Annotated in this window: 25 protein-coding genes; 11 read left to right on the forward strand and 14 right to left on the reverse strand. The window is 48.7% G+C overall.

Annotated elements, in window-relative coordinates; translation table 11 throughout:
• The first annotated feature begins 423 nt into the window (after positions 1-423).
• From katG to L4D06_RS19140, 4 genes are all read left to right on the forward strand, one after another.
• Positions 424-2,634, forward strand: coding sequence for a catalase/peroxidase HPI (gene katG / locus L4D06_RS19125; RefSeq protein WP_429740728.1), 2,211 nt, complete (start codon positions 424-426; stop codon positions 2,632-2,634).
• A gap of 336 nt (positions 2,635-2,970) precedes the next feature.
• Positions 2,971-3,540 carry an S-(hydroxymethyl)glutathione synthase gene (gene gfa, locus L4D06_RS19130; protein ID WP_429740729.1) on the forward strand — a complete coding sequence of 190 codons (570 nt, stop codon included), beginning with the start codon at positions 2,971-2,973 and terminating at the stop codon, positions 3,538-3,540.
• 325 nt (positions 3,541-3,865) lie between these two features.
• Positions 3,866-6,493, forward strand: a complete 2,628-nt coding sequence (locus L4D06_RS19135; protein ID WP_429740730.1) for a hypothetical protein — start codon at positions 3,866-3,868, stop codon at positions 6,491-6,493.
• 86 nt (positions 6,494-6,579) lie between these two features.
• Positions 6,580-6,924 (forward strand): DUF1840 domain-containing protein, encoded by a 345-nt coding sequence (locus L4D06_RS19140; RefSeq protein WP_274164577.1) that lies wholly within the window; start codon positions 6,580-6,582, stop codon positions 6,922-6,924.
• Positions 6,925-7,032: 108 nt separating this feature from the next.
• Here L4D06_RS19140 and L4D06_RS19145 read toward each other — a convergent pair whose 3' ends face one another.
• The 4 genes from L4D06_RS19145 to L4D06_RS19160 all read right to left on the reverse strand — a co-directional run bounded on the left by L4D06_RS19145 (position 7,033) and on the right by L4D06_RS19160 (position 8,573).
• Entirely contained in the window at positions 7,033-7,455 is a 423-nt protein-coding gene (locus tag L4D06_RS19145) for a hypothetical protein (RefSeq protein ID WP_429740731.1), read from the reverse strand.
• Between the two features lie 155 nt (positions 7,456-7,610).
• The gene (locus L4D06_RS19150; RefSeq protein WP_429740732.1) at positions 7,611-7,901 is read right to left on the reverse strand and encodes a YciI family protein; all 291 of its coding nucleotides are present in this window, start codon (positions 7,899-7,901) and stop codon (positions 7,611-7,613) included.
• Between the two features lie 10 nt (positions 7,902-7,911).
• Positions 7,912-8,238 carry an antibiotic biosynthesis monooxygenase family protein gene (locus tag L4D06_RS19155; RefSeq protein ID WP_429740733.1) on the reverse strand — a complete coding sequence of 109 codons (327 nt, stop codon included), beginning with the start codon at positions 8,236-8,238 and terminating at the stop codon, positions 7,912-7,914.
• Positions 8,235-8,573, reverse strand: coding sequence for an NIPSNAP family protein (locus tag L4D06_RS19160; RefSeq protein ID WP_429740791.1), 339 nt, complete (start codon positions 8,571-8,573; stop codon positions 8,235-8,237). The genes L4D06_RS19155 and L4D06_RS19160 overlap by 4 nt, the downstream gene beginning before the upstream one ends.
• Before the next feature lie 148 nt (positions 8,574-8,721).
• Between L4D06_RS19160 and L4D06_RS19165 the strand changes: the two genes are divergently transcribed.
• Both L4D06_RS19165 and L4D06_RS19170 read left to right on the forward strand, forming a co-directional pair.
• A complete protein-coding gene (locus tag L4D06_RS19165) occupies positions 8,722-9,420 on the forward strand; it encodes an ArsR/SmtB family transcription factor (protein ID WP_429740734.1) in 699 nt (232 codons plus the stop codon).
• Between the two features lie 290 nt (positions 9,421-9,710).
• Complete coding sequence (locus L4D06_RS19170) at positions 9,711-10,244, forward strand: P-loop NTPase family protein (protein WP_429740735.1); 534 nt, start codon at positions 9,711-9,713, stop codon at positions 10,242-10,244.
• Between the two features lie 86 nt (positions 10,245-10,330).
• On the opposite strand, the gene L4D06_RS19175 is transcribed toward L4D06_RS19170, so the two are convergent.
• The 6 genes from L4D06_RS19175 to L4D06_RS19200 all read right to left on the reverse strand — a co-directional run bounded on the left by L4D06_RS19175 (position 10,331) and on the right by L4D06_RS19200 (position 15,897).
• The gene (locus tag L4D06_RS19175) at positions 10,331-11,422 is read right to left on the reverse strand and encodes a TRAP transporter substrate-binding protein (protein WP_274164583.1); all 1,092 of its coding nucleotides are present in this window, start codon (positions 11,420-11,422) and stop codon (positions 10,331-10,333) included.
• A gap of 89 nt (positions 11,423-11,511) precedes the next feature.
• Positions 11,512-12,798: a TRAP transporter large permease gene (locus L4D06_RS19180; protein ID WP_274164584.1), complete on the reverse strand. Its 1,287-nt coding sequence runs from the start codon at positions 12,796-12,798 to the stop codon at positions 11,512-11,514.
• A 42-nt stretch (positions 12,799-12,840) separates the two neighbouring features.
• On the reverse strand, positions 12,841-13,365 hold the full coding sequence (locus L4D06_RS19185; RefSeq protein ID WP_429740736.1) for a TRAP transporter small permease: 525 nt from the start codon (positions 13,363-13,365) through the stop codon (positions 12,841-12,843).
• The gene (locus tag L4D06_RS19190) at positions 13,365-13,841 is read right to left on the reverse strand and encodes a flavin reductase family protein (RefSeq protein ID WP_274164586.1); all 477 of its coding nucleotides are present in this window, start codon (positions 13,839-13,841) and stop codon (positions 13,365-13,367) included. Before L4D06_RS19190 ends, L4D06_RS19185 begins: the two co-directional genes overlap by 1 nt.
• A complete protein-coding gene (locus L4D06_RS19195) occupies positions 13,838-14,740 on the reverse strand; it encodes an aldo/keto reductase (RefSeq protein ID WP_429740737.1) in 903 nt (300 codons plus the stop codon). The genes L4D06_RS19190 and L4D06_RS19195 overlap by 4 nt, the downstream gene beginning before the upstream one ends.
• Complete coding sequence (locus L4D06_RS19200; protein ID WP_274164588.1) at positions 14,737-15,897, reverse strand: LLM class flavin-dependent oxidoreductase; 1,161 nt, start codon at positions 15,895-15,897, stop codon at positions 14,737-14,739. Before L4D06_RS19200 ends, L4D06_RS19195 begins: the two co-directional genes overlap by 4 nt.
• 253 nt (positions 15,898-16,150) lie before the next feature.
• Between L4D06_RS19200 and L4D06_RS19205 the strand changes: the two genes are divergently transcribed.
• The 3 genes from L4D06_RS19205 (at position 16,151) to L4D06_RS19215 (ending at position 18,958) form a co-directional block, all read left to right on the forward strand.
• Positions 16,151-16,858, forward strand: a complete 708-nt coding sequence (locus L4D06_RS19205) for a GntR family transcriptional regulator (RefSeq protein WP_274164589.1) — start codon at positions 16,151-16,153, stop codon at positions 16,856-16,858.
• 58 nt (positions 16,859-16,916) lie between these two features.
• A complete protein-coding gene (locus tag L4D06_RS19210; RefSeq protein ID WP_429740738.1) occupies positions 16,917-18,050 on the forward strand; it encodes a Gfo/Idh/MocA family protein in 1,134 nt (377 codons plus the stop codon).
• 131 nt (positions 18,051-18,181) lie between these two features.
• A complete protein-coding gene (locus L4D06_RS19215) occupies positions 18,182-18,958 on the forward strand; it encodes a siderophore-interacting protein (RefSeq protein WP_429740739.1) in 777 nt (258 codons plus the stop codon).
• Between the two features lie 85 nt (positions 18,959-19,043).
• Here the strand turns inward: L4D06_RS19215 and L4D06_RS19220 are convergent, their stop codons facing one another.
• The 4 genes from L4D06_RS19220 to L4D06_RS19235 are packed head-to-tail and all read right to left on the reverse strand — an operon-like array spanning position 19,044 to position 24,330.
• Positions 19,044-19,289 (reverse strand): formate dehydrogenase subunit delta, encoded by a 246-nt coding sequence (locus L4D06_RS19220; protein ID WP_274164592.1) that lies wholly within the window; start codon positions 19,287-19,289, stop codon positions 19,044-19,046.
• Entirely contained in the window at positions 19,290-22,163 is a 2,874-nt protein-coding gene (fdhF, locus tag L4D06_RS19225; protein ID WP_429740740.1) for a formate dehydrogenase subunit alpha, read from the reverse strand.
• Between the two features lie 53 nt (positions 22,164-22,216).
• Complete coding sequence (locus tag L4D06_RS19230) at positions 22,217-23,794, reverse strand: formate dehydrogenase beta subunit (protein ID WP_274164594.1); 1,578 nt, start codon at positions 23,792-23,794, stop codon at positions 22,217-22,219.
• On the reverse strand, positions 23,791-24,330 hold the full coding sequence (locus L4D06_RS19235; RefSeq protein WP_274164595.1) for a formate dehydrogenase subunit gamma: 540 nt from the start codon (positions 24,328-24,330) through the stop codon (positions 23,791-23,793). The genes L4D06_RS19230 and L4D06_RS19235 overlap by 4 nt, the downstream gene beginning before the upstream one ends.
• A 263-nt stretch (positions 24,331-24,593) precedes the next feature.
• Between L4D06_RS19235 and L4D06_RS19240 the strand changes: the two genes are divergently transcribed.
• Both L4D06_RS19240 and L4D06_RS19245 read left to right on the forward strand, forming a co-directional pair.
• Complete coding sequence (locus L4D06_RS19240) at positions 24,594-25,685, forward strand: PfkB family carbohydrate kinase (protein WP_274164596.1); 1,092 nt, start codon at positions 24,594-24,596, stop codon at positions 25,683-25,685.
• The gene (locus L4D06_RS19245; RefSeq protein WP_429740741.1) at positions 25,679-26,596 is read left to right on the forward strand and encodes a pseudouridine-5'-phosphate glycosidase; all 918 of its coding nucleotides are present in this window, start codon (positions 25,679-25,681) and stop codon (positions 26,594-26,596) included. The genes L4D06_RS19240 and L4D06_RS19245 overlap by 7 nt, the downstream gene beginning before the upstream one ends.
• The last annotated feature ends 53 nt before the right edge of the window (positions 26,597-26,649 follow it).

Raw genomic sequence — 26,649 nt, forward strand, 5'->3', positions numbered from 1 at the left:
ATTAATAAGTTAATACAGCCAATAAAAAAGTCACACGCATATTATTTATTTTTTCAATCGAAGCCATCGAAATAATTCCTTTTATATATTTTCAATTTTCCTCCTACAATCACCACAGTGAGTGCTTTTTTGGACATTTCGCGGCATGCAATCTGGCATGACAAATGTATGTGGTTCGACTTAATCATTGATAAACAGCCAGTTGACACTTAATAAAGTCTTCACCATGGTTCGAATTCAACAGAAATCGCTTCATCCCCTCAGATGTAGTGAATACAAATTAAGACATACTCTTACATTGGAACCTGAGGCAGGAAAATTAAATAACATCAACCCTTTCATGAACACACGAAGAAACATGAGAGTTTAATTCAATCACTCACCAATTCTCATAACACACGCAAGAATATAAAGGAGATAAATATGTTCAAGCGCACGTTACTTTCAATAACATTAACAAGCCTGCTTGTGGCTGCTCCCGCTTTTTCTCAAGGAGAGCCAAAATCAAATCAATTCTGGTGGCCAGATCAACTCAACCTAGCGCCACTCCGTGACCACGACAATTCCTCCAACCCCTATGGTGAAAGCTTCGATTACGCCACTGCATTCGAAGCCCTTGACCTCAACCAAGTCAAAAAGGACATTGCCACTGTTCTCACCACCTCGCAAGATTGGTGGCCTGCGGACTATGGCCACTACGGACCTTTTTTCATTCGCATGGCATGGCATGCGGCAGGCACCTATCGCGTGAACGATGGGAGAGGCGGTGCTGGCGGTGGTCAACAGCGTTTTGACCCACTCAACAGCTGGCCGGACAACGGTAACTTAGACAAAGCTAGGCGTCTGCTATGGCCCGTTAAGCAAAAATACGGTGCCAGCTTGTCTTGGGCTGATCTCATGGCATTAACAGGCAATGTATCTCTTGAGGCCATGGGCTTTAAAACCTTTGGTTTTGCCGGAGGTCGTGAAGACGACTGGGAGCCAGACCTCGTGTATTGGGGACCAGAAGAGGAAATGCTTGCTGACGAGCGGCGAGACGAAAATGGCAAGCTAAAAGAAGGGTTAGCTGCCGTGCAAATGGGGCTGATATATGTGAACCCAGAAGGCCCAGGCGGTGTCCCCGACCCACTCGCTGCAGCCAAAGATATTCGCCATTCGTTTGGTCGAATGGCCATGAACGACGAGGAGATCGTTGCACTTATTGCTGGCGGTCATACATTCGGTAAAGCACATGGTGCTCACAAACCCGAAGAGTGCGTAGGCCCTGCTCCCGCAGGCGCTGCCGTTGAAGAACAAGGCTTCGGCTGGAAAAACAAATGTGGCACAGGAAAAGGCGGTGATACCGTCACTAGTGGTCTTGAAGGCGCATGGACAGTAACCCCAACACAATGGACGACTAATTATCTCGATAACCTTTTCAACTTCAACTGGGTGTTAACGGAAAGCCCTGCTGGTGCAAAACAATGGATCCCGGATTCAAAAGCAGCAGCGCAATTGGTGCCAGATGCGCACGACCCTCGTAAGCGCCACGCTCCAATCATGTTTACGACGGATATTGCCATCAAAGAAGACCCTCAGTTCCGTGCCATCGCAGAACGTTTCCGTGAAGACCCTGCGCAATTTGAACTGGCCTTTGCCAAAGCATGGTTCAAGCTAAATCACCGTGATCTTGGCCCTCGCGCCCGCTACATCGGTGCTGAAATTCCAGAAGAGATTCTTGTGTGGCAAGACCCTATCCCAGCCGTTGATCACCCTCTGATCACCGAACAACAAGCCAATACCATTAAAGCCAGTATTCTTGCTTCCGGCCTCACTGTTCCCGAGCTTGTAAGAACTGCATGGGCAGCTGCAGCCAGTTACCGAGGCACAGATATGCGTGGTGGCGCGAACGGTGCTCGTCTTGCGCTGGCTCCTCAAAAAGACTGGCCCGTGAATGATCCTAAAGAGACAAAGAAAGTCCTAAACACGCTCACAAACATTCAGGAGAAATTCAACAAAAACGCTGGTGATACCCAAGTCTCTCTTGCCGATGTCATTGTGCTAGGCGGTGATGCGGCGATTGAAAAAGCAGCGAAAGACGCAGGTTACCCGACTGACGTACCATTTACGCCTGGGCGAATGGATGCCACACAAGCCATGACTGATGTCGAGTCCTTTGCTGTGCTCGAACCGACAGCTGATGGTTTCCGCAACTACTATGACGGCACCAAGAACTATCGCTCCCCTGCTGAAATGCTGGTAGAACGTGCAGACTTGCTGACACTAACCGTACCAGAAATGACGGTACTGGTGGGCGGCATGCGAGCCTTAGATGCCAACAGCAACGGATCTGACAATGGCGTGTTTACCAACAAACCAGGCACACTCAACAATGACTTCTTCATCAATCTGTTAGATATGTCCACCAAGTGGTCACCTTCTGCAGACCAAGAAGGTATCTATGTTGGGCATGACCGTACCTCTGGCGACCAAAAATGGACCGCAACCCCCGTTGATCTGATTTTTGGTTCAAACGCCGAGTTACGTTCTATTGCCGAAGTGTATGCCTCAGACAACGCGCAACAAAAATTTGTTGATGATTTTGTTATGGCATGGACCAAAGTGATGAATAACGATCGATTCGACGTAAATTGAGTACTCCTTCACAAAAAATATTACATTCGAGATGATCTTGTCACTTTATAAGCACCGCTAAGCGGTGCTTTTTTCACTCCTCATTTTATGATGCGGCGGAACAACACCCACTCCAACAAACAGTTACCTTTAAGATATAGATAGGCTACAGATGCTCTGCTTAATTTCACAACACTGTTTTGCAGAAGTACCCGTACCCACACCATAACTCTGGGATTAGGATTAAATGGAAACTCGATGTGCAGCATTAAGCATGTGCGTTGAGTCCATGCATTTCAACATTGAGGTCACACAATGTGGAAAGGAATTCGAAGTCTCATTGCTAAGGTGTTCCCTATGACAATCTCAATCCATCCCGCTGTTAACAACGGCGTTCAACACATCGACGTTGACGGATTTGCCGGCGGAAAACTCACGTGCAAATGCGCATCAGATCCTGTCGTCGTTAATGTTTCCGCACAAACCGCATTTAACCATGTCTGCGGTTGTTCAAAGTGCTGGAAACCTGAAAACGCGCTTTTCTCACAGATTGCCGTCGTCTCAAAAGACAGCGTCGCGATCGAGCAAGGAGCGGACAAGCTGCACATCATTGATGCCAACGCTGCCATTCAACGCCATGCATGCCAAGACTGTGGCGTCCACATGGTTGGGCGAATTGAAGATAGTAATCATCCATTTTATGGTCTGGATTTTGTCCATACCGAACTATCAAATGAGCAAGGTTGGTCAGCACCAGAATTTGCCGCATTTGTTTCCTCAATCATTGAAGCAGGTACGCCCCCAGAGCAAATGCCAGCTATTCGTGACCGACTAAAAGAACTTGGCCTCGAGCCTTATGATTGCTTGTCGCCAGCTCTGATGGATATCATTGCAAATCATGTGGCTACGCAACGAGCTGGCGGGTAACAAAGCGCGATTTCCTGACTCAGTAATGACAAATAAATCAGACAGTGCAGACATTTATAATGCACTGTCTGATTTCAATGATTTAATCAAAATATACCCAATCAACCTCAAGATGCAGAGTTCAGGTTGTTTGGGTATATTAGCGCTAACCCCACACTCTTATGAGTCCGGCTTTTCACTAACGCCCAACATTACAAAGAAAAAATACAAAGCCTCACACATACTCTGATTGCCTGATAGGTTTATTGTCACGATTATCAGACAACAAACAACCAATCACTAATGTACAGTTTCTTTGGCACTTCTTTTAAAAGGCAAAGGGACAATGTTCAATTTATTCAAGCAACAAGGTGTTTGGCGAACGCTGATGACGCCCGTCCGCGCCACAGTCACTCTCATAGAACGAATTATTGTTTTCCTCACCGGCTGGATCCGTAGCATTCTAGAAACAGGGGAAATCACCTTCAACCTCGAATCCATCGGTCTTTCAGAGGCTGAAGCTCGCAATAAATGGCGCGATGATCGTGCTGGCGTTATCGCTATGGCTCGGCGAAACCAGATCAAAATTGAACAGGGGCTCCGCCTGCGTGACCTCAATGGTGATTTAGTCCCTCCCTCCAAAGAGCGTTATGATTTTCACGTTGTCATGGGCAAAGGCTATTTTCCTATTGTCGGGAATTTGCTTATTCCCGCCGGCGCAGGAACCTTTCAAGGGCAAGGTTGTTTTGTCAGACGTAAGGCGCTTTTTTCTGCCGTTAAGAGTGTGACCACTCACCCAACCGCACTGTGTCCGATTGGCGGCACTGACAACGACGGACTCCTGACTCAATGCGGATCAAGCCGAATATTTGATTTTGCCGTTAGCGGATGTTTGAAAGATCCAGGAGACGGAGGGAACGGTATTGTCTTGGGCCACACTCCTCCAGAACCCGACATTGCAAAATCAGCACCACCGACATCGCCACAGTATTGGGCGGGTCAGCCCAATAGAACACCACAAAAACGATTTGGCGAACCGCAAGTTTGGTCCGGCTTAACCTCATTTAGACTCAAAAACAGCGCTGGTGACACCGAAATCACCGTTCCAGCCCGAGGCTCTTACAGCACGTCAAAAGACGTATTACTTGATGACACAGTTGATATTCCGTTGGTGAGATGGGTACGCGCATTCTCCGCAGACGGGAAAGAAATCGCACGCTATGCCAACGTGGGAAACACGCTTGCAGGCAAGCCTGTAGGTATCAGTGCCGATGACCGACAAACGACCAGTAACCCCCGCCCACAAGGCGAGACGCGGGTGTACCACAAACCCATTAAACCGTCAGATCAAACAACCACTGTTATTGTTCCAGACGGCCTTCCTTCGGCAACCAAAACCGTTGAAGTCTCTTTCTATCACTATATTTCCCATTACACAGTGTTGTCGCAAATGACACCGTATCTTCCTGGTAACTATTACACCGTTGCACGGGCATCCTACAATGCCTTCGCCAATATTGTGGTAGAACACATGCCTTGGAATGGATTTGTTGGTGTAGATGGCGCTTACAACACACTCATCAACATGATGGCACGTTCGAATGGCCTTGATGGCTGGTTCTTTCCTGGTGGTTACGAAGATTACATGCACAACAGCTTTATAGGTTGCGCAGGCGTCAACAATGTAGGGTGGGCCTTGTTTATGTCGGAGGCGCAGCAAGGAAGCAGAAACCCGGCTGACGCCAATCGTTGGCCAAATCCACAAGGACAGTTAGAAGTTCATCGCAAAATCACCTATATCGCCTCTTCAAACGATCTCGCTAACTTCGATGGTTACGGGAATCGAAATGGTGCCCTGTACATGGGCGCAAATTCAAATTCCATGCAAACGGGAAGCATGGAACATCACTTTGATTCGAACAATATTGACCCATTTGGTAATTCATCAACAAAAGACGAAGCGGATTGGAACCCGATGCGATGGACCAGTCTCGTGGTATTCACCGCGGAATCACGACGAAACGCCATTGTTATTACCAGTACACCGACAGATTCGCGACGGGTCACCTACTGCAAGACGCGACTCACACAAGAGTCCCCCTCTTCAAGTAATCCCGACAGCAACATTTACAGTGGATTAACAGGCAACCACTACTGTCACCCACGTCCTGACGACTTTGGCTCCTTGCTCGAAGTACGCCCACCGTCCATTGCGCACTTGCACCTCACCCCCTATGACGAGAATGAACGCGTAGCAGGCGATCTTCCCGCACAACGTGGTGGCGTTGGAGAACTACAGGCATTATTTTCAGGTACTCGAACCGTATTGTTCCGTCCTTGGATATACGACATCACCCCACTCAAAAACCAACTTCCTTATGGTTGGAAAGTGGTGTTTTCCGCCAAAGATAAAACGCTGCCCGGCGCAGGGAAAGATGTCGCATTGTCAGCAGACTCCATTGGTATCGCAGGGCAACACCAACTTAATACCCTTTACTTCGACACACACACCCACAACTTCAAAGGACGCACCATAGAATCTGGCCGTGTGTATACCGTGTCTGCAGATATTTCGTTTCTTAGCGATCGCTTTGACGACATCAATATGAATTTACTGAGTGTGTCCGCTAACTACCTATTTGATGAGGTCAAAAAAACCTCGGGCACCCCTGCAGAAAAACTGCCAGTGACGCTGCTGGTGATGCCAGCGCGGATTCGGCTTTGGGAAAACGCCAAAGGCGCGAAAAAATTCTATGTGGAGATCCCACTACTGAATACTGACAGCAGAGACGTTTCCTTTCCCGACAACGTTAACCACATGCAATATTTTAAAATTAAGGTCGAAACCGCCTCGGTCGATACATCGCTTAATCGAGATGCTGATCAAGATGCCCAGCAAGACATCATGCAAGAAGATGGTGACATTCTATTGAAAGATGCGAGTGTTACTCAAAGTCGAGATGCCTCAAGCTGATACGATGACATAGGGTTAAGAAGTCGCGCCACTTAGAACTTGGTGCGACTTCGTCTTCTTTCCATGCATACAACAGGATGACACGTATGTTGATCAGATTTAGCTGCAAGGCTTACGCCGATATCACCATGTTTGGTGAAGTTGGCTTACAGATGTTGAAAATGATGGGACACAGCGAAACCGTGCCCGGCGCAATTTTAGCCGAAGATGTTCCTGCTGCTCTGGGTAACCTTTTCGACGCCATTGAAACGGAAAAAACCAAATCGGCGGCTGCGCCTACCAGCAGCGATGAAGACGAAGAAGACAGCTTCATCGAATCTCCCGTTAGTATCGGCCATCGCGCAATCCCGTTAATAGAATTGCTCACCGCTGCGGCGAATGATAAATGCGATGTCATGTGGCAGGATGCGACAAACAGTACGTTTCTTTAGTCGCCGATGCCTCATCGCTAGAGTGTTTGAATAAGATAAAAAGCACCGATGATTTGGTCATCCGTGCTTTTTTTGTTTGTCTCTAATTGGTGCTCTTAGCGAGCCTTACTACGCCCACTTCACCGACTCAGGCAGCGTCTGCTCTAATCCATACAAGTGACGAATCAACTGCGCTTCATGGGTAGTTTCATGTTCCAACAAATACATGAGTAAACTTTCTCGTTCCAGCGTCCATTCATCAACTTGTGATAGCGCACTTTCAAACGCTGCTTCCGAAGACACCAATGCTGCTTGCACATCACCCCGATTTTCGGTGGATGATAACGAACAGGTAAATCCCGCCCAATCCCCCACTGACAATGCGTTTGCATAACTTTCGCGTGCGCCGACAATACACCACATATGCTCACCCACCGTCTTGTTTTTCGACACCTCAAGGTGCGAGTTAAACAATGCTGGGTCGAGTGTTTCTACAAGGTCATTAAGTGATTGAAAGCGCTCTCGAAGATGCTGCAAAACCATGTCTCTCATTGTCTTTCCTTGAGGTCAACTAGCCAAAACCACCATCAATCATAAAGGCTGAATCGTCAGATAAAACAAGAATATTACGAGAGTGTCCCGGACTTCGACGAAACTCTCACCTCAATTCCGTCACCGGTGTACACGGTCGCCCTTGTGCATTCCCGCTAGATGGTCACAGGTTCGTCAAATGCTTTGCCCCACAGTTTTAGCGTATAACTTCTATATGCTGGTACGTAGTAAGGGTCGCTTTCAATGATAGCCTTAGCACGATCAAAGCTCTCGACTTCCATGATCCAGAGACCACCGACGAACACGCCTCCCTCTTCATCTTTCAAACCGCCACCCACCAAGATTTCCGATTGGTTAGCTTTCAGAAAATCCAGATGGGCTTGCCCATGCTGCTTACGGTGCGCAAGCATCTCGGGTGTATCGGTGAATACTGCGACAATTCTCATGCATCTCTCCTTAGTGGGTGTCGGTGTTCGGCGTTTTTCCCATGCCATAATCTCTCACCACATCCGCAACCCGAATTCGGTAATCACGAAACAATCGATCCTTCCCTTCTTGCTGCGCAATTTGGTGCTGTAAATGCTCGCGCCACTGCGAAATTGCCGCTTCCGTCTCCCAGAAAGAAAGCGACAATATCCGTCCTTCCTTGGTCATGGATTGAAAGCGCTCGATAGAGATAAATCCTTCCACTGCCTCCAGCGACTCTCGTAGCGATGCCGCCATATCAAGATACGCTTTTTTGTGTTCGGGATAAGGTTCAACTTCAAAAATTACCGCAATCATTTTTTAACCCTCACATCTTGTTTGTAGGTCGCTTCCACAACCCGAATAAACGATCGTTTCTCTGAGACGATAAAACGCTCTTTATTGGCAAACAGAAAATTCCGCTTACCCGCTTGGTCTGAACATAATCGCTCTCGGTAAGCTTCGTACTCGGCAAGGCTAGAAAAAGTGATCAGCCCAAAAGCCACATCATTTGTCCCCTCGTGAGGTAAAAAGTAACCCAACAAGTCGCCACCACATTGTGGAATAATCTTGCCCCAATTCTTGGCGTACTTTTCAAACTGACTCAGCTTGAAAGGGTCAATTTTGTATTCAATCAAGCACGTAATCTTCATCACTGACGTTCCTCTGCAATCCATTGAGCCACCAGCCTAACGCGGCAAATTGGCGCATGCTTCGACCGCGGTCGAAGTAAACTGGGCTTTCTGTTGCTACCCTTCTTTCATGACATCCCTTAAGCGCAAACGCACTCGGACGCGAATCATGGAACCCAACATCACACACATCGCCTCGCTGATTGCAGATGACGCCCGGTCAAAAATGTTGATTGCCCTGCTTGGCGGCAAGGCATTAACCGCGACCGAGCTTGCGCTAGAAGCGAATATTACGCCGCAGACTGCCAGCAGCCATTTGGCAAAATTAGTGGTGGGGGATTTATTGGTCGTAAGAAAACAAGGTCGGCATAAATATTTCCAGCTGGCAAACTATCAAGTCGCTGAGTTACTAGAACAACTAATGAACATCACTGTGCCACTCACCATGGTGCCAACAGGCCCAAACGACCCGAGTCTTCGTCATGCTCGAGTCTGCTATGACCATCTTGCCGGAGAAGTCGCGGTCCGTCTTTACGATGCTCTCGTGGCGCAAGACCTCATTGTCGATGCCCATATTGAGGCCACGCTCACTGAGCAAGGAAGGCAGTTTTTTCAATCACTCGGTGCCGATATCATCGAGCTTGAAAAACAAAAGCGGCCCTTGTGCAAAGCCTGTATAGATTGGAGTGAACGACGAACGCATTTGGCAGGTAGTCTAGGGAAATGGTTATTGAATGACGCGTTGGACAAAGATTGGTTAGTGCGGATACCCGACTCAAGAGTCGTCACACTAACACCTTCGGGCATTAGGGCGTTCTCCAAAATCTACAATATCCAATTGAGTGTTGTACCTTGCAAGACAGGCTGAACATCACTTCGTTTATTAAGGAACTCTTCACCGTGCATGACAGTTACTGTGTGTCGCAATCACGTTGTTTCGTATAACAAATAGTTAACCTAACGCATTGACATCTCATCTACTCCATATAAATATGATTGCATGAAAATCAATCATAGAACGCCACGAGTACGAATTATCATCATTCCATAGGAATGGTGGGATGCTTGGCGCACGGTATATTTTACGAACCCACCTTCTCATCGAGGTGGGTTTTGTGTATCTGCCTCATGGGAATCATTTCACGTTAAGGAGATAACATGAACAAAGTCGCCGTTTTCGGTAAACCGGGCAGTGGTAAATCCACCATGAGCAAAGCACTCTCTTCGGCAACGGGCATTCCACTACATCCCCTTGATGCCATCGTATACAAGAAAAACGGTGAGTTTGTAGAACGCCAAATCTTTGATAAAGCGCATGAAAGCATAATCTCTTCAGATCAGTGGATAATCGATGGGCTTGGTCCGTTAGACTCCTTTAACAAGCGCTTAGAAGCCGCAGACACCTTGATCTATATTGATCTCCCTTACCCAACCAGCTATTGGTTTGTCACTAAGCGTCTTCTTAAAGGGCTGTTCGTGAAACCCGAAGGTTGGCCTGATGGGAGTTCAGTGCTTAAAGGTTCATTAGGCAGCTATAAGTTTCTTAAGCTTTCCCCTAAATTTTGGAATGATGATTTCACCTCTCAATTAGAAAGCTTATCGAGCCATAAAACCGTGCATATCATTCGAACTGCTTCAGCGCTAAACGCCTTTGTTGCGGAACTCAAAAAGCCCCAAGCAATCCATAGCTAAATCCCCCTCGTTCACAAACAGAAAATCAGCCCACATGGGCTGATTTTTTGTAGCAATCAATGTATGTCAGGAGGTTAGAAGCTCCGCTACATCAAGTCAGCTTTATCCGCGTCAGCTATTTGCTTCTGCGCTTTGCCTGATTCCACCTGAAGCAAATCAAACCACTTCTTGCCGTCTTCTACGTTCTCTTGGAACCATGTATAAACAGGCGCTGCAGATTCTTGAAACTTGGCTTTTTCAGCAGGAGTCGGAACATACAAAGTACCGCCAGATTTCTTGAATGCTTCATACGCAGCAATAGATTTACGCTTCGGTGAGGCAAACGTCGCTTGTTGCAGTGCGCGGAAACCATCAACAATCACTTTGCGCAATTCCACTGGCATATCCAAGAAAGCTTCATTGTTCATGTACCACAGTGCTGACATGTATGCATGACCATCCAACGTGACATATTTCAGCCCTGCTTCTGGGAACTTCATACCCATGATGTCAGTGATACCGTTTTTCGACCCTTCAACCACACCCGTCTGGAATGACGTGTAAAGCTCAGGCCACGGGATTGGGGTTGGGCTCGCGCCGAGTGCTTTCACGAGCTCTTGTGGCAAATCAGCCACCACGGTGCGGATCTTCAACCCTTCCAAATCACTGGGTTGCTTCACGGTACGTTTGGTGTTGGCAAAGTTGCGCCAACCGCCCGTATTACCGATCGCCATGAGGCGAAGTTTGTCATCGGTATCTGCGAGAATCGCTTTACGCAGCTCACGCACAAAATCACCTTGGAACACCGCTTCTGCCGTGCGGTCATCAGGAAGTACATAAGGCAAATCCAGCACCTGAATGTACGGGAACATGTTAGCCGCACCGCCAGAGGTAGATATGTAAACGTCGACAGAACCGTCTTCAACCGCTTGGATACATTCAGTACCGTTGCCACACAGTTGCGTACCAATGTACAAATCGACCTTAATTTTTCCGTTAGAGTGAGCCTCTACAAAGTCTTTGAAAACAACTAAACCATCATAGTCTTCGTCGTTTTCATTGGAATTCGCCACAGCACGAAGGTTAAAGTCTGCCGCCATTGCGGGAACAGACAACGCTGCGGTAGTCATGAGTCCCGCCAACAGTGCCAGTGCACTTCCCTTAAATGCTTTACGCACCTGATTTACTGTTTTATTCATACTTCACCTTTCACTTCCGTGATCCTCAGCTTTCGCTGCACTTGTTAAGGTAAGAACTCACGTTCTCGCTGGTTAATGTCCCTCTGTCACTACGCCAAACCCAACCAACGTGGGATTGTCATAGAGATAGACGGGAAAAACGTAATGAGGAAAATCACTGCCACTTCAACCGCTAGGAACGGCAATATGGCGCGTGACAATGTTTCAACTTTCACACCCGATACACTCGATGCCACAAACAGCACTAAGCCCATAGGAGGCGTCGCCAAGCCCACCGTGAGGTTCACACTCATGATGATGGCGAAATGCACAGGATCGATGCCCAAGCTAATAAATACTGGAGAGAGAATTGGCCCCAAAATGATGATGGCTGGCCCTGCATCGAGGAACATTCCAACAATGAACAACAGAATGTTGATAAGAAATAGGAGTATCAGCGGGTTCTCACTGATGGTGAGCGTCCACGCGGCCATTTCTTCTGCCGCATGAGAAAGCGACACCACGGTTTTGAACGCCAGTGCGGCGCCCACCAGCAGTAAAATCACCGCCGACGATTTCGCACTGTTGGTGAAAATCTCAGGAATGTCCTTCAACGAAATAGTTCGCAGCACGAACATGCCAACTACTAAGGTATAAAGCACTGCCACTGCTGAGGCTTCTGTTGGTGTAAAGATACCGCCCAGAATACCGCCCAGAATGATCACGGGGGTCAGCAACGGCCAGAACGCTGATTTCGTTGCACTACCGCGTTGTCGCCACGTCGCTTTTTCACTGGCAATGGGTAAATTCTGACGCTTTGCCATCGCCGCGATAAGCAGCATCAAGCCTAGGCCAATCATCAAGCCTGGAATCACGCCCGCTGCAAACAGGGCTGCAACGGAAATTTCCATGGTGTAAGCGTAAATAATCATGATGCCGGACGGCGGAATAATCGGACCGATCACAGACGACGCCGCGGTCACCGCTGCTGCAAATTTTCGCGAGTAACCGTTCTTTTCCATCGCGGGGATCATCATTGAACCAATTGCAGAGGTATCTGCAACCGCGGAGCCCGATAAGCCCGCAAACAGCATGCTCGACATGACATTCACGTGCGCAAGGCCACCACGTACGTGTCCAATAAACGATTGGGAGAAATTCACCAAGCTTAATGTGATGCCGCCACGATTCATTACTTCACCGGCGAGCATGAAGAAAGGAATGGCCATTAGCGGGAAAGAATCTATACCGTTGTAAATATTGCGGAAAAGCAAGGGGATATCACGATCCATACCTTCGACGTAAAGCATGATACCCGGTGCTGCCAACAGGGCGAAAAATACGGGCATGCCGATAAGCAGCAACACCAAAAATAGGGGTAAAAAGAAAATCAACATTTACAACCACATCCTTATGTCAGTCATTCTTTTTGCTCATCCTTATTCTGCAGACGCAGTTTGAGGCGTCTCTTTTCGCTCAAGAAACGTTTTAAGAAACAATTCGATATTGGCAAGCAACATGGTGCCAAAGCACACAGGCATAGCGAGATAGATCCAAGCGCGCTTTAAGGGGAAAGAGGCTGCACGAGTACGAAAACCACGATCAAAGAATTCAATGGCGACCACAAACAATTGCACGAGCACTGCAAAGGCCAACGCCAACAAAATGATTTTGATGATACGCGCCACAGAGAAGGGCACGTAGTTATAGAGCATGTCGATGGAGACAAACATGCCTTTGCGGTAGGCATTGCCTGCGACCAGCGCCATCATCCAGATCATCAACGCACGAGCCACTTCTTCCGGCCAAGGTAGCGCGGAATTGAACACGTAACGGCACACCACTTGTAGCAAGATACTGGCGACCATCAATGCCACTAACACCCATGCTACCGATGCACCAATTTTGCCTATGCGGTCATTAACGTTTTCAAGTACCGCAAGTGTTGACCCCAAAACTGCCATTAGGCGACTTCTCCCACCCGTCCAAATCTGCTGCGTTCAAACACTAAGCCGACACTTTCCTGCTGTGAGCTAAACTCGGTCACTTTTCCCAACAAAATGTCGTGGTCACCTGCAGCAATCACACCGTTTAAGTCACAGTCGAACCATGCCACAGCACCTTCAATAATCGCGCGACCACTTGGCGCACGTTCGATGGGGACGCCATTGAAACGTTCTTCGTGACTATCGCGGCAGAATTTCATGGCTAGCTCTGAATGCTCCACCGCCAACACACTGACGGTGTAACCACCCGACTTCAGTATAGGTTCCTTGGCTGACGAGGTTCGATTGATGCTCCACAGCACAATAGCTGGGTCTAGCGATACAGAATTGAACGACGAACAGGTCAAGCCAAAATCGGTATCATCATGGCGTGCAGTAATCACAGTCACACCCGTTGCAAAACATGAGAGTGCATTTCGTAGTTCGCGGCTCATGCCACCTCCTCCCCGGCAGCTGCCGTCCACATTTCAAACCATGTTTCTCTATCAATCGTCACTTTCAAAGCATCACTCGCGCTACGAATACGTGACAAGTTATTGGTGCCAAGCACGGGCAAAATACCGGCAGGGTGAGCAAGCAACCATGCCGTCGCGACAGCATCAATACCGACACCAAATCGCTCCGCTTCACGCTCTAGAATCGGTTTCACGCGCAAAGCCGCTTCTCCATTTCCAAAGAGTTCTCCACCCGCAAGCGGTGACCACGCCATGGGCGATACACCGTATTGCTGCATGAACGCCAAAGTGCCATCGGTGAAGCTGTCGCGTGTAAGCAAATTCATTTCGATCTGATTCGTGACGAGGGGATGAGACATGCCTGATTGCAGCAAATCCCAATCCCAGCGTTGGAAATTCGACACGCCCACCGCTTTCACCAACCCTTCGTTCACCAATGCATCTAGCGCCTGCCCTGTTTCATGGTGATCCATGAACGGGTCTGGTCGATGTATCAACAGAAGGTCCAGATGATCGGTATGAAGGTTTTTCAACGACTGCGTCACTGATTGGCGAATGTGCGCGGCAGACGTGTCATAGTGTTTCACGCGACGATCTGGGTAGTTGTCCGATAGCAACATGATGTCGCATTTACTCACTAACTGAATTTGATCGCGAAGCGAAGGGGTCGCTGCCAATGTTTGCCCAAACACGGCTTCACACGAGTAATCACCGTAAATGTCAGCATGATCGAATGTCGTGATACCTTGTTCTAAGCAAGCATCCACTTTGGCGCGGACATGCTCTTCTGACGTGTCACTGTCATCCGATAAACGCCATGCGCCATAAACAATACGGCTAAATGCCGACAGGCTTGGGTGAAGTTCGCTGTATATCATTTTCGCTCTCCTACACCCAACGGTGTTGCTGGCGTGGTGGCAGGAACGCGCCCATATTCTTCAGGAAGTGAACACGTTTTCAGTTCTGGTAGAATTTTTTGGCCGACAATTTCACATTCGTCTTTGTGTGGATAGCCAGAAAAAATAAAGGCACTAATACCCATCTTTTTGTATCGCTCAATCTTACTGAGCACTTGATCGACACTGCCAACCAATGCCGCACCGCATCCTGAACGTGCGCGTCCTACGCCCGTCCACAAATTCGGTTCAGTGAACCCAAACTGGTCAGATTGATCGCGTTGCTGAGATTGCAGCGCCACCCCGAGACTTTTTGCATCCAGTGCACGCTCTTTGATGGATTGACCAAAGTTATCGTCAAGTTTCGAGACAAGCGATTCTGCATATTCACGCGCTTCTGCCTCGGTATCGCGTACCACCATGTGTACTCGCAGACCGTAATCTAAGGTTCGGTTATGGCGTTGTGCGACTTCGTTGACGGCTCGCATGCGGCTTTCCAGCATGTCTTCGGTTTCAGGCCACATTAAATACACGTCACATTCCGAACCACATAGCTCAAGCGCGTCTGGTGAGTAACCACCGAAGTACAACAATGGGCCGCCGTTTTGCTGATATGGACGCACAGGGTCACTGGCAATTTCACTTAGTTTGTATATTTCGCCATCGTAACGGATTTCATCTTGTGTCCATGCTTGGCGCAAAATATCGACCACCTCTTTCGAACGGCGATACCGAAATGCGCTGTCTGCTTTTTCACCTGGAAAATCAGAAGAGATCACATTGAGTGTTAAGCGCCCCTTCATGATGTGGTCGAGCGTTGCTACTGAGCGCGCCAACATAGCGGGATGCACTTCGCCACAACGAATGGCTGCCAGCATATTGATACGCTCAGTTAGCGGTGCCATGGCGGACGCGAAGGTCAGAGTATCTTGGCCCACTTGATAAGACGACGGACACAATATATTGCGAAAGCCTTGTTGTTCGGCCATCAACACAATGTCTCGGGTATTTTCCCAACTGCTGCGCAGTCGACCTTCTGGCACACCTAAATAGCGATAATCGTCACTGCACAAGGGCGCAAACCATGAAACCTCTGAGGCATCCAGTCCTGCACTTGTGATGGGCACAACACTCATCATCAATCTCCTGATATTCGGTAAATTAGCCAACGCGCTGTTATTAATTTTTGCTTTTATGCGCCCTGTTACTTGAGTACATTCACTCACTTCAATTGCAAATGAATAGTGAATGAATTGTTAATAAATGCTATAAGATACTCAGGAAAAGTAAATCAATAATGAATGAATTAGTTTAAAGTTTTACCTCTATAACAGAAAAACCGTGACTAACTAGCTAATATCAAACTGATTATTTTTTTTGAGAATTTTTGTGATGAGTGAATCAACCCGATTACCCCTGTTCATTCAAATAAGTGAGTTGTTGCGTAGGGAGATTTCTGCAGGCTATTGGTTACCTGGAGAACGCCTACCAACCGAAGCGGAACTGGCCAAGAAGCTCGGCGTTGCCGTGGGCACATTAAGAAAAGCCCTCACTGAGCTTGAAAGCAATGGGCTATTGGAGCGTAAACAAGGCTCTGGCACTTATGTGAAAAACGCACCGGATAGCAGTGCCGTGTATCACTTTTTCCGACTTGAATTAAAAAGTGGTGGTGGCTTACCAAACGCCGATGTTTTGAACCTTGAGCGACATACCAACACCTATGTCGCGTCATTGTTGGGGCTACCCTCTAATGCGCCGCTGTGGCGCTTCAGGCGCTTGCGTAAATTGGATCAACAGCCTGCTGCCATGGAAGAAATATGGATTGATGGTCGCCACAGCGAACACATTCCTCGAGAAGACGTGATTGAGTCTTTGTATGTGTTCTACCGTGAAAAGCTCGGATTTTGGATTTCAAAAGTACAAGACAGCATCACGGTTGATCATGTTCCTGACTGGAAACACCCCGACTTCAAACCGGATGTCGGCAGCGCATGTGGTTATATCGAAAGGCTCAGTTGGTCAAATCAAGATCGCATCGAAGAGGTGTCGTTTACTTGGTACGACCCAGAGACAGTGTGTTACGCAGCGAGATGGACGTAACGCCTATCGCCCTACATCCACAAGATACAGTATCAACAATAAAAACAAGGACGACTGAATGACAGACAAACATCCAATCCGATATGGGATCCTCGGTTGCGGCATGATGGGACAAGAGCACATCCGCAATATCCAGCTTCTCGATCACGCAGAGATCACCGTGTTAGCTGAACCCAACGCAGAGATGCTGGAAAAAGCGCACGCGCTTGTCCCCACAGCTCGGACTGTTTCGGATCTGGATGCCTTGCTGGAAGCTGACGATGTAGATGCGCTCGTCATCGTCACCCCAAATTTTCAGCATGCTGAACAACTGCTAGGCATCATACGTCGTTGCAGCCTCCCCATTTTAATTGAAAAACCCATCTGCACAGACATTGCCGATGTTACGCGCCTCAGTGAAGCCGCTGCCAATTACCCCGCTCCTATATGGGTGGCGATGGAATATCGGTACATGCCACCCATCACGTTATTGCTGTCATTGCTCAATGATGACGATATTGGGCAACGACACCTCTTTTCGATTCGTGAACACCGTTTCCCATTCCTCCACAAAGTGGGGGATTGGAATCGCTTCAACCATAAAACAGGCGGCACGTTGGTAGAAAAATGCTGCCACTTTTTCGATTTGATGCGCCTTATGGCGAACGCCAATCCAGTGCGTGTGTTTGCTTCAGGCAATCAAGCGGTTAACCATCTCGCCGAGCAATATGAAGGACAAGCTCCAGACATCATCGACAACGCCATGGTGACCATAGAATTTGATAACCACACCCGCGCTAGCCTAGAACTTTGCATGTTTGCGGAAGGCTCCCGCTATCAAGAAGAGATTTGCGTGGTCGGCGACAAAGGTAAAGTCGAATGCTTAGTGCCGGGGCCGGGACGCTTCTGGCCAACAGACACGTTAGGTGATGCACCCGTGCCGCAGGTCATTGTGAGTCCACGTGACCCTAAAGGCCCGAAAGTGATGGATGTGCCCGTTGACCCTGCCCTGCTTGAAGCTGGCGATCACAACGGTTCAACCTTCTATCAACACCAGAAATTCCAACGTGCCATTTGGGGAGAACAAGAAGTGGAAGTATCGCTATCCGATGGCTTGAAAGCTGTTGTGATTGGATTAGCTGCGCAAGAGGCCATTGCGTCACACAACGTGGTGACGTTTCACAATGACGGTTTAGGCTTTGACACGCTCTGATTTCTCGCGCTGGTTCAATGTAAATTTATGCAAATGATAATCGTTATCATTGAAATGCACATTGAACTGGCTTATTGTGGGTGAAAGTTAAGCAGTCTTAGCAATACGAGACATCAACCACGAGATCAAGAATGAAAAAACCTACGCCGACCTCGCTTGTCGTTGAATCGACCGAACGAATCACGCCCAATATGCAGCGCATCGTACTGCATGGAAGCGGCCTTGCGCGTTTCCCTGTGGATTGCGAAGGCGGCTATATCAAATTAATGTTTACGCCTGAAGGCAGCACCGATCTCAGCACCCTCGCCGAGGGTGAGCGCCCTGTTCTTCGCACCTACACCATTAGGGCTATCGATTTAAAAGCCCATACGGTCACCGTCGATTTTGTTCGTCATGAAGTGATGGATTGCGGGTGCGGACATGCCGCGCGCTGGTCGATGACCGCCAAAGAAGGCGACACGATTAACATCGCGGGGCCAGGTACCATCCAAGCCATTAACCACGAAGCTGATTGGTTTTTCATGGTGGCAGACATGACGGCATTACCGGCTCTGTCAGTCAAAATTGCTGCGCTACCCAAGCATGCCAAAGGCCATGCTGTGATTGAAGTGTTATCAGAGGCTGATATTCAATACATTGATGCGCCGGAAGGCATGACGCTCACATGGGTGATCAAAGGGCAAAGCGGCACGTTAGCATCCCTCGTTCAAGAACAAACATGGCTCGAGGGTGAAGCGTCAGTGTGGTGCGCCTGTGAGTTCGACACCATGCGAACGCTTCGACAATACTTCCGCAATGATAAAGGCGTGGATCGCGACAACATTTACATCAGCAGCTATTGGAAAAATGGCGTCACGGAAGAAGGCCACAAAGTGGCAAAACGTGAAGATGCAGAAGCAACAGCATGATGCCTGCATACCTAGCACCTGCCTCCAAAGACAAAAAAGCTAGCGCGAAACGCTAGCTTTTTACTCGTCAGGCTCAGTCCCAATATTACTTGCGGTAGTCCAACGCCAGCTTTTCGGCCGCCTGCTTGGCAATCGGGTTCAACACCTCAGAATCTACTGCATCAAACAAGCTTTCTTTCATGTCTAAAGACCAAAAGCGACGAATGTGAGACGCCACCTCATCAATCGTATCTTCTTGCTCTCTGCCATGAACGAGGTTGTCAGCAATCTGGTTTGCCATATCATACAATCGCTGATTTCGGACAAGCTCTCCATGTAATTCATGCGCCATTTATGACTCTCCTTCCTGTGTTGCTGCTGACAAATGTGCTTGCTGTTGCTCGTCGAATTGCTTGAATCTCGCCTGCCAATCCGCCTGCTCTACCGCCACTTTAACTTGAACGGCGGTCACCTTGTATTCAGGACAATTGGTGGCCCAATCAGAATTGTCTGTGGTCACCACATTCGTCCCCGACACGGGATGGTGGAAGGTGGTGTACACCACACCTGGCTGCATACGGTTGCTGATTTTCGCCGGCAACGTCACTTCACCCGCTCGGCTCGCAACACGAACGGGAGAACCGTCATTGATACCACGATCTTCTGCATCAAGTGGGTGGATCTCAAGCACATCTTGTTGATGCCATTGAGAGTTTTCCGTGCGTCGTGTCTGTGCGCCGACATTGTATTGCGACAAGATGCGCCCAGTGGTTAGCAACAATGGGAAGCGTTTGTTCACTTTCTCTTCCGAGGCGACATAATCAGTCACGACAAAGCTACCTTTTCCCTTCACAAAGTTACCAATGTGCATGGTTGGTGTTCCTTCAGGCGCCTCATCGTTACACGGCCATTGAATCGAACCTAGCAGATCCAATTTCTCATAGCTCACACCATGAAACGTCGGTGTCAGCCTTGCGATTTCATCCATAATTTCAGAAGGATGGCTATAGTTCATCTCGTACCCAAGTGCATTAGACAACGCCGCAGTTGCTTCCCAATCCGCTTTGCCTGACAAAGGTGCCATCACCTTACGAACGGGCGAAATACGACGTTCCGCATTGGTAAATGTGCCGTCTTTTTCCAAGAACGTCGCACCCGGCAAGAACACATGCGCGAACTTCGCAGTTTCATTTAAGAAGATATCTTGAACGATCAAGCACTCCAGCGCCGACATTGCCGCCTCTACATGCTGAGTATTCGGATCAGATTGTGCGATATCTTCGCCTTGCACATAGAGTGCCTTGAAGCGGCCTGCCACGGCGGCATCGAACATATTAGGAATACGCAGCCCCGGTTCACTGTCGATCGGAACGCCCCACTCGCTTTCAAATAGCGCACGAACTTCTGGATCAGACACATGACGATAGCCCGGCAGTTCATGTGGGAATGACCCCATATCACAACTGCCCTGCACATTGTTTTGACCGCGTAGTGGATTCACACCCACGCCTTCACGACCGAGATTCCCCGTCGCCATGGCAAGATTGGCAATGGCCATTACCGCAGAGCTACCTTGACTGTGTTCCGTAACGCCTAATCCGTAGTAAATCGCGCCATTACCCGCTTTGGCATACAGTCTTGCCGCTTCGCGGATCAACATTGCTGGTACACCGGTTGCCCCTTCTAATTCCTCGGGAGAATAGGAAGCTTGGGCGATGAATTCTCGCCATTTGTTATAGGCGTCCGCCTCACAGCGCTCTTCGATGAATGCTGTTGCTTCCAACCCTTCACTGACGATCACGTGTGCTAGCGCATTCAGCACTGCAACGTTAGTTCCGGGGCGCAGTTGTAAGTGGTATTGCGCACGAACATGTGGTGCATTCACTAAGTCTATTTCGCGTGGGTCAATAACAATGAGCTTCGCCCCATCGCGTAAACGGCGCTTAAGCTGAGAAGCAAACACAGGGTGGCCATCTGTTGGGTTCGCGCCAATCACGATCACCACGTCGGCTTGTTGAACCGAATCGAACGTTTGTGTCCCTGCCGATTCACCCATCGTGGTTTTTAGTCCATAACCGGTTGGGGAGTGGCACACTCGGGCACAGGTATCAACGTTATTGGTGCCAAATCCCGCCCGAATAAGCTTCTGTACCAAATAGGTTTCTTCATTGGTACAGCGAGAAGAGGTAATGCCGCCGAGCGCGTTCACACCATGTTGATCTCGAATATTAGTCAGCCGTTGGGCGGCAAACGCGATGGCTTCATCCCAACTGACTTTTTTCCAAGGTTGGTCGATAGAGTCTCGGATCATTGGGTCGAGCACGCGATCCTGATGCGTGGCATAACCAAAGGCGAAACGCCCCTTCACGCATGAATGTCCTTGATTGGCTTTTCCATCTTTGTTGGGAACCATGCGCACAAGCTGGTCGCCGCGCATTTCTGCTCGGAATGAACAGCCAACGCCACAGTAAGCACAGGTTGTGGTGCGAAAATGGCTCGGCGTGCCTTGCTCAATCACACTGTTTTCCGTCAGGGCTGCGGTAGGGCAAGCTTGAACGCAAGCACCACACGACACACATTCCGACTCCATAAAGTTGCTGTCCCCTGCAACGATACGAGATTCAAACGCACGACCATCGACAGTGAGCGCATGTTGCCCTTGGATCTCTTCACAGGCACGCACACAGCGCGAACACACGATGCACTTACTGGTATCGAAGGTGAAATATGGGTTCGACGTGTCTTTTTCCATATTCAGGTGGTTTTCACCGTCGAATCCATAGCGAACATCACGAAGCCCAACAGCACCTGCCATGTCCTGCAATTCGCAGTCACCATTCACGGCACAGGTCAGACAATCAAGCGGGTGATCGGAAATATACAGCTCCATGACGTTACGGCGTAACTTCTGCAGAGCAGTGTTTTGCGTGGTGACCACCATGCCTTCCGCAACGGGTGTGGTACATGAAGCAGGCTTACCGCGCATGCCTTCAATATCCACAACACATAATCGGCACGATCCAAACGCCTCTAGGCTATCTGTTGCACACAATTTCGGAATTTGAATGTTCATGGTAGCGGCTGCACGCATCACGGATGTGCCTTCAGGCACAGTGACAGGCCAACCGTCAATCGACAACGTGATGGCTTTTAGATCTTCACCCTTGATTTCGGGTGTACCAAAGTCTTTGCTGTCTTGTTCAATGGGAATGTAGAACTCAACCATTGTTTTGCTCCTTGCCGCACTGTTCGTGCTGGCACAACTAGATAATCGAAATCCTATTGGTCTGGCTGTTCAGCCAGTCCAAAATCAAGAGGAAAATACTTCAGGGCACTTTTGACGGGATAGGGCGTCATGCCTCCCATGGCGCACATGGATCCTAGCTCCATGGTTTCGCACAGTTCGCGCAATAAAACCTCACGCTCCGCCTTGGCTTCGCCCGTCTCTGCCATCAGTTGATCTATTACTTCAACGCCGCGCACCGCACCAATTCGGCAAGGTGTGCATTTCCCGCAAGATTCAATGCTGCAAAATTCCATGGCAAATCGCGCCATCTGACTCATATCTACCGTGTCATCAAACGCCACAATACCACCATGACCCAACATGGCTCCCTTGGTGGAGAGTGCTTCGTAATCCATGTCGGTATGCCACTCGGACACGGGCAAATATGCCCCCAGCGGTCCACCTAGCTGAGCGGCTTTTAATGGCCTTCCCGTTTTGCTGCCACCACCAAATTCGTACAACAATTCGTGAATAGAAACCCCAAACGCCAGTTCGAACAAACCGGCTTGTTTAAGGTTACCTGCCAGTTGAACGGGTATAGTGCCGAGCGAGCGACCTTGTCCGAAATTTTGATAATATTCAGCGCCTTGTGCCATTATTGTAGGAACCGACGCCAGAGAAATGACATTGTTAATCACAGTCGGTTTACCAAACAGCCCTTCAATGGCGGGTAGCGGCGGTTTGTTTCTTACCAATCCTCGCTTGCCTTCCAAGCTCTCCATTAGTGACGTTTCTTCACCACAAATATAGGCGCCAGCACCGACCCGCAATTCGAGATCAAACGAACAATGGGAACCCAAGATATTGTCGCCCAGATAGCCTTTGTCCCTCGCGATATCAATAGCTTGTTGGAAAATGTCGCAGGCCTTAGGGTATTCAGATCGCGTGTACACATAGCCATGGTTGGCTCCAACAGCGAGTGCACAAATGATCATGCCTTCAATCAAGGTAAACGGGTCACCTTCCATCAACATACGGTCAGCAAATGTCCCCGAATCCCCTTCATCAGCATTGCAAATGACATACTTCTGACGATCATTTTGATCCGCTACCGTTTGCCATTTAATCCCTGTAGGAAACGCCGCACCGCCTCGCCCACGTAGACCGGAGGTTTTTATTTCATCCAAAATACCTTGCGAGGTGAGCGCGAGGGCTTTATCAAGCCCGACAAAACCGCCGTGCTGTTTGTAATCATCAATATCTAGCGGGTCGATAATGCCAACACGCGCAAACGTTAGCCGTTGTTGTTTTTTCAGGTAAGAAATGTCTTCGGTGAGCCCAAGGCACAACGCGTGGTTTAACCCAGCGCTGCCCTTGTCATCTGGGTCAAAAAAGCGAAGTGCCAGCAAGGCATCAACGTCATCTGGCGTGACGGGGCCAAACGCGACACGACCTTGCGCGGATTCCACTTCTACCATTGGCTCAAGCCAAAACAAACCACGAGATCCGGTACGAGTCACCGCAATGTCTTCACCCAAATTGGCGGCACTATGCAAGATATGATCAGCAACTAAATCGGCTCCTCGGGAAACCGATGATGTATCCAGCGGAATATAAATGCGATAACTCATGGTAACTGCACCTCGATAACCTGTGTCAGAAGACCATTGAGCAAGAGATCAAACTCCTCGTCCGTCATCTCGCCATAGATTTGGTCATTCACTCTCACTGATGGAGAATTCATGCAGTTGCCTAAGCAATACACTGGCTCTAATGTGAAATTGTTATCCGTTGTGGTTTGGTGATAGTCGATACCTAATCTTGAGCACGCGTGTTGTTCAAGCGATCTTGAACCCATCGACTGACAGGACTCGGCACGACATATCTGAATAACATTTGCACCCGGCGGGGAATGTCGAAACTCATGATAGAAACTAATCACACCGTGCACATCAGCATCCGACAGATTTAGTCCTTTTGCTATCACTGGCACAGCCGAAGGAGGCACGTATTTCAACGTCCCTTGTATGTGATGAAGAACGGGCAATAACGCTCCAGCCTTAGACTTAAGCGCATTGATAGCCTCGTTAACAGCGGCGTGTTCCTGTTCAGTCAGTGAACTTGATAACGCACCACTGGATGGTGAATGCGACGCAGAGTATTCCATTTGCCTTCCTTGCTAAACAAACTCGTCCTCCTTAGTGTAGTGGCATTTCACCTACCTCCTGTTCACGAAATGAGACCATTTCTGGCCATTTTCCGCCCCATTCACACCACCTCCCCCCACATCAATTGACTAATAAATCAGCACTTTTTCATCTAACCAGTCACAGTTTGGCCAATTATTACTCAATAACAATTGACAGTTTACGCAGCAAGATAAAAACTAACTTTTGTTTACTTTATAAGCAGATGTTAGGTGAGGTTTAAATGACAAACCGCGAAGACCAGATACTGCAATTGATCAAAGATGATCCCTTCATTCAGCAGCAGCAAATCGCTACCTTGTTGAATATCAGTCGATCTTCGGTTGCCGTACACATCATGAACATGACGAAAAAAGGCTTGATCCGTGGTAAAGGCTACATTGTCGACCAGAAGCGATATGTCGTGGTCATCGGTGGGACAAACATTGATGTGGTCGGTCAGCCTCAGTCTGAACTGATACCTCGAGACTCTAATCCTGGGCGAGTTTCCCATTCACCAGGAGGTGTAGGGAGAAACATAGCCGAGAACTTGGCGCGGCTAGGCACTGACGTCAAATTGATTTCCGTGGTTGGCGATGACACCTATGGCAATCTTGTGTTGAGTGAGACACGACGTGCAGGTGTCGATACACGCACGGTAAATATCCTCGAAGGGCAAACCACGTCGACCTATTTATCTTTGCTTGACCATGACGGTGACATGCTTGCTGCCGTTTCGGATATGTCGATCCTTGATAAATTAGACGTATCCATTATTGGCCGACATGCAGAGATGATCCGCCATGCCGAATCCATCATTGTGGACACAAACCTCAGTGAAAGCGTCTTGGCATATATCTTCAGCAATTTTGGCGATCAAGCTATCTATCTTGATACCGTATCTGCAACCAAAGCGATGAAAGCACGTCCTTACCTAGCCCATATTCACACGCTGAAACCAAACTTGATCGAAGCACAAATGATTTCTGGCCTGCCCATAGAATCCAAATCCGATATCAATAAAGTGGCCGACTGGTTTATTGCTCAAGGCGTGAAAAGACTTTTTCTCAGTATGGGCGCTGATGGCATTCTATTCCGTACTCTACGCCACGAACGGCTGATTCAAGCGCCGAGCACCACGATCATCAATGCAAATGGCGCAGGAGATGCTTTCTTAGCGGGTCTTGCCCATGCCCAAGTAAACGGGATGCATGAAGATACCGCCGGTGATTTTGCGATAAATTGCTCAGGACTCGCCATGGAACACATCAACACGATTAACCCTGATATCACCGAACTTTTGGTACAACAACGCATGGAAGGCGAAAAATGCTAAATCCTTATATTGATATTCACCCAGACGTTAAAGCCGCGATAGATTCGGGACAACCCGTGGTCGCACTCGAGTCCACCATTATTTCCCATGGCATGCCTTACCCAGAAAACGTGCAAACCGCGTTGCGTGTTGAACAAGCGGTTCGCGACAACGGAGCCGTGCCAGCCACTATCGCGATATTGAAGGGGCGACTAAAGATCGGACTTTCTGAAGACGAAATTACTTATCTTGGTCAGCGTGGCCTCGATGCCATCAAAACCAGTCGCCGAGACATTCCGTTTGTTGTGGCTAACAAGCAAGACGGCGCCACAACCGTCGCATCCACGATGATTTTGGCAGACATGGCGGGTATCAGAGTCTTTGCAACGGGCGGTATTGGCGGCGTACATCGTGGCGCGGAGACCAGCTTCGATATTTCCGCAGATCTAGAAGAACTGGCACAAACCAATGTGGCTGTCGTATGCGCCGGCATCAAATCGATTCTAGATTTGGGGCTAACGCTGGAATATCTTGAAACCAAAGGTGTACCCGTCATCGGCTACCAAACCGATACTCTTCCAGCGTTTTACACACGAGAGAGTGAGTTCAGCGTCGATTATTGTCTCGATTCGCCGGAACAAATTGCATCGGCCTTGAAAGCCAAATGGGAGATGTCTCTGTGCGGTGGCGCAGTCATCGCCAACCCAATCCCAACAGAACATGCCATGCCTTCTAAACTCATGGACAGTGTCATTGACGAAGCTATCAAGGAAATGGAACAGAAAGGCATTAAAGGCAAAGACTCAACACCATTTTTACTTGCGAAAGTGGCTGAAAAAACAAAAGGCGATAGTTTAAAGGCTAATATCGCCTTAGTGCTGAACAATGCCAAACTCGCCGCAAACGTAGCAGTCTGTTTCAGTAAGTCCTAGGGTCGGTTGACCTTTGGTGATGGTTTTTGCAGCAGTTTGTGGCGGCTTTATAC

The sequence above is a fragment of the Enterovibrio makurazakiensis genome, from assembly GCF_050336585.1.
Classification (GTDB): Bacteria; Pseudomonadota; Gammaproteobacteria; order Enterobacterales; family Vibrionaceae; genus Enterovibrio; species Enterovibrio gelatinilyticus.